This window comes from Deltaproteobacteria bacterium (assembly GCA_016213065.1).
In the GTDB taxonomy this organism is placed as follows: domain Bacteria; phylum UBA10199; class UBA10199; order SPLOWO2-01-44-7; family SPLOWO2-01-44-7; genus JACRBV01.
This window is the reverse complement of record JACRBV010000044.1, coordinates 1-3,778: the sequence shown is the minus strand read 5'-3', so window position 1 is coordinate 3,778 and position 3,778 is coordinate 1. Positions and strand designations below refer to the sequence as shown.

Genomic DNA, 3,778 nt, shown 5'->3' with positions numbered 1-3,778 from the left:
CAAGGGATATCGACATCTTCCCCGTTTAAAAGAAACATTGAAAAACAGGATTGCAGAAAAAGAATTACAAAAAATAAGAAAGGTGGCCTAATCAACATGGAAGCCGTTCAAACAATTTCAACTAAAAATGAGATTGACGCAAAGTGAAAATGTCGGATTGGTACCGTGATGACTATGATTCTCCGGAGATGCCAAAAAAGCCGTAAGTTTGTCTTGACGGTTTGGTCAAAGTTTCCTTATAGTAATACTTGAAGGTTGACGAGAGACTCTTGATGAAAAAACAGATCGAAATCAAAGTCATGGGCCAGAAATTCATGGTCCGCAGTGAGTCCAGTGAAGAGTACATAAACGCGGTTGCTGATTTTGTAGATCAAAAAATTACGGAGATTGTGAAGGGTTCCAAGTCGGTTGCGTCATTGAATGTTGCGATTCTTGCCGCGATGAATATTGCCGATGAATTCATGAAGTATAAAGACCAGAAAGACAAACAGGTTTCCAAAGTTGAAGAAAAAATTAAGACAGTGATAGAACTAATTGATTTGCAAGGTTGATTTTACTCCGCAAACTCTAACGAGTTTGCTTCGCGGTTTGGGTAAACCAAACCTTGATGTTTTTACAAAGTTTTTCGTTCTTTTGAAATTTTTGACGGAACACCCTGCAGTGCTCGTGATTGAGTGTGTTCATCTTAGAACCGATAATTTTACGCAGGAGGCTGTTTCTTACTGTGGTGAGCAAGCCCGCTTGCCCTTGGTAAGTGGGAAGCCTGATACAGTAACCAAAAGTCCCCACCTTTATAAGGATGGGGTTCACAAGATGACCAGTCACACGGCAGTTGCGGGGTGTCATTTTACTTAGGTGCTTGCTTCTTAAAAGAGATATGGGCACCTCTAAAAACCTATGAAAATTACAATTTGTCATTCTGAGCGAAGCGAAGAATCCACTTTGTTATCAAGTAGATCCTTCACTTCGTTCAGGATGACAAGCGGGGTTTTTTAGAGGTGCTCATATTTAAATGATATTTGAAGTTTTTAATAAAAAAGTTGTTTCGCTTATTAAGCCTCTTCAAAGGTAGTCTCCTCTTTTTTGCAAGTGGGTGCTTGAGTTTGAGGATAGTATGGATCCCAAAACTCAGTTGCGCCAAACGATATTAGACAAAAGAAAACAACTGGACCCCGAATTCGTTCGTGAAGCCTCCAGAAAAATCGTCAACCAATTTCTTTCATTGGAAGAATTCAACTTGTGCGAACGTCTCGGTCTTTATTCGTCCTGTAATAATGAAGTCGAAACAAAGGGAATTTTTCAAAAGGCGCATCCTTTAAGGAAAGAGATTTTTTACCCCGCGGTTGAGCCACAAACACACCAAATCCATTTTCATCCCGTAAAAAGTTTAAAAGAATTGAAAGCCGGCTTCGCAGGTATTTTGGAGCCTCTTCATCGCGCTCATTATTTAACAGACATTAATTATTTAAGTTTGATTGTGGTTCCCGGCGTCGTTTTTGATAAAAAGGGAAACCGCATAGGTTATGGTCAGGGTTACTACGACCAACTGTTGCAACCCTTTAAGGGGAAACGGGTGGCGTTGTGTTATGAGTTTCAAATCTGTGATGCGATTCCGTCACAACCAAGAGATCAGAGGGTTGATATTATTGTGACTGAAGAGAGGATTGTTCGCATCATTTGAATACAAGACCGTGGACTATGGACCATAGACCATGGACCAAAAACTAGGAGGAGCAGTGGGTCCATGGTCCCTTGTCCATGGTCCACGGTCCTTCTGCAAGGAGGATATGTGTTGATAGAAAGTTTATTGGTGGGAATTGTTACTTTGGGTTTGGGAGTGGGTGCAGGTGTGTATGGTCGTAAAGTTGTTGGCAGAAAGAAAATTGCCGAAGCCGATGCAAGGGTCAAATCGCTTCTTGAAGAAGCCGAATCGAAAGCCAAGACCATTCGCAAAGAGGCGGAGTTGGAAGCCAGAGATGCCCAACTCAAAGGCCGCGCCAGCTTTGAAAAAGAGATGCAGGAGAAACAGCGCGAATTGCAAGGAGTGGATAAACGTCTTCAATTGAAGGAAGACAATCTTGAAAAAAAGTTCAATCTTTTGGAAACAAAAGAGGAAGAACTTTTCAGGCAGGAAAAACAGGTTCAGGATAGAAAAAATCAGCTCTCTGACAAGGAGAAACAATACAACGAACTGTTACAGGAAACCCAGCGTGCACTGGAAAGAGCCGCCGGTATTACCATGGATGACGCCAAAAAACAGCTTCGCGATTCTTTGCTTGAAGAGACAAAGCGTGAATCGGCCACCATGATGATGAAAATCGAGGAAGATGCGAAAGCGGAGGCCGATAAAAAAGCAAAATATATTGTTGCGAGCACCATCGAGCGCCTCTCTTCCGATTATGTTTCCGAGCGTTCTTTAAGCGTTGTTCCTCTTCCCAATGAAGAATTGAAAGGGAGAATCATCGGCAGAGAAGGTCGAAACATTCGCGCCTTTGAAGCGGCAACCGGTATTGACGTGGTGATCGATGAAACACCGGAGGCTGTTGTGCTCTCCGGTTTCAATCCGGTCCGACGCGAAATCGCCCGCATTACCATGGAGCGTTTGCTTCAAGATGGACGCATTCACCCATCGCGCATTGAAGAAATGGTGAAAAAAGTTACCGAAGAGGTCGATGCTTCCATTATTGAAGCGGGGGAGCAGGCCTTTCTGGAATTGAAACTCACGAAGGCGCATCCCGAAATTGTGAAATTGTTGGGAACTCTCAAATATCGTTACAGTTACGCGCAGAATGTATTGCGTCACTCCGTTGAGGTTGGATTTATCTGCGGAATGATGGCGGCAGAATTGGGGATTGATGAAATGAAAGCGCGTCGCGGCGGACTTTTGCACGATATCGGCAAATCCGTTTCCCATGAAATTGAAGGAGCGCATGCGTTGATCGGAATGGATTTCTGTAAAAAATATAAAGAAGAGGAAGATATTTGCCACGCGGTTGGAGCGCACCATGAAGACATTCCTCAAATCTATACGCTCGATTGTTTGGTTGATGCCGCCGATGCCTTGTCAGGAGCACGGCCCGGTGCGCGACGCGAAGTGTTGGAAAGCTATATCAAACGCCTCGAAGAACTGGAGCGCATTTCTCTTTCTTTCAAGGGGGTGGAGAAAGCCTACGCGGTGCAGGCCGGCCGCGAAGTGCGTGTGATGGTCAACTTTCAGGAAGTCACCGACGCGCAGGCTTTTGTGATTTCCAAAGACATCGCGCGCAAAATTGAACAAGAGATGACATTCCCCGGGCAAATCCGGATCACAGTGATTCGGGAAACAAGAGCGGTGGAGTACGCGAAATAATTCGTCGTGCGTAATGCGTACTGCGTAGTGCGAAAAACACGCAGGACGCACGACGCACGACGCAGTACGAATATGAACATTCTCTGCATCGGTGATATTTTTGGCGAGCCGGGAAGACAAGCGGTGTTTCAGCTTCTTCCGCGACTTATCCATCAATACGGCGTCGATTTCGTTTTGGCCAATGCGGACAATGCCGCGGGTGGCAAGGGAGTTACCGACAAAATTGCCGAGGAACTTTTCAAAACTCAGATTGATGTGATCACCGCGGGCAATCATGTTTGGGAACAGGAATCCATCTTCCCACAACTTGAGACCCATCCGATTTTGCGTCCCTATAATTTAGTAGAGAAAGATCGCGGCAAGGGATGGTGCGTTGTCTCTTCCAAAAAGGGACATCCAGTTGCGGTGGTTCATCTTCAGGGTCGCGTT

4 protein-coding genes and 1 other RNA gene are annotated in these 3,778 nt (G+C 44.9%); all 5 read left to right on the top strand.

The window, feature by feature from the left end:
* Positions 1-272 precede the first annotated feature (272 nt).
* Complete coding sequence (locus HY877_02310; GenBank protein ID MBI5299116.1) at positions 273-551, top strand: cell division protein ZapA; 279 nt, start codon at positions 273-275, stop codon at positions 549-551.
* A gap of 98 nt (positions 552-649) precedes the next feature.
* A non-coding RNA gene (ssrS, locus tag HY877_02305) (6S RNA) lies at positions 650-845 on the top strand.
* A 269-nt stretch (positions 846-1,114) separates the two neighbouring features.
* Positions 1,115-1,681 carry a 5-formyltetrahydrofolate cyclo-ligase gene (locus tag HY877_02300; protein MBI5299115.1) on the top strand — a complete coding sequence of 189 codons (567 nt, stop codon included), beginning with the start codon at positions 1,115-1,117 and terminating at the stop codon, positions 1,679-1,681.
* A 108-nt stretch (positions 1,682-1,789) separates the two neighbouring features.
* Positions 1,790-3,349: a ribonuclease Y gene (gene rny / locus HY877_02295; protein MBI5299114.1), complete on the top strand. Its 1,560-nt coding sequence runs from the start codon at positions 1,790-1,792 to the stop codon at positions 3,347-3,349.
* A gap of 72 nt (positions 3,350-3,421) precedes the next feature.
* Positions 3,422-3,778 (top strand): YmdB family metallophosphoesterase (locus HY877_02290; protein ID MBI5299113.1); only part of this gene is annotated, 357 nt, incomplete at its 3' end.

What these genes read in the sequence shown, in the direction of transcription:
- HY877_02310 (MBI5299116.1), top strand. Translation starts at nt 273, where the DNA reads ATGAAAAAACAGATCGAAATCAAAGTCATGGGCCAGAAATTCATGGTC.
- HY877_02300 (MBI5299115.1), top strand. Translation starts at nt 1,115, where the DNA reads ATGGATCCCAAAACTCAGTTGCGCCAAACGATATTAGACAAAAGAAAA.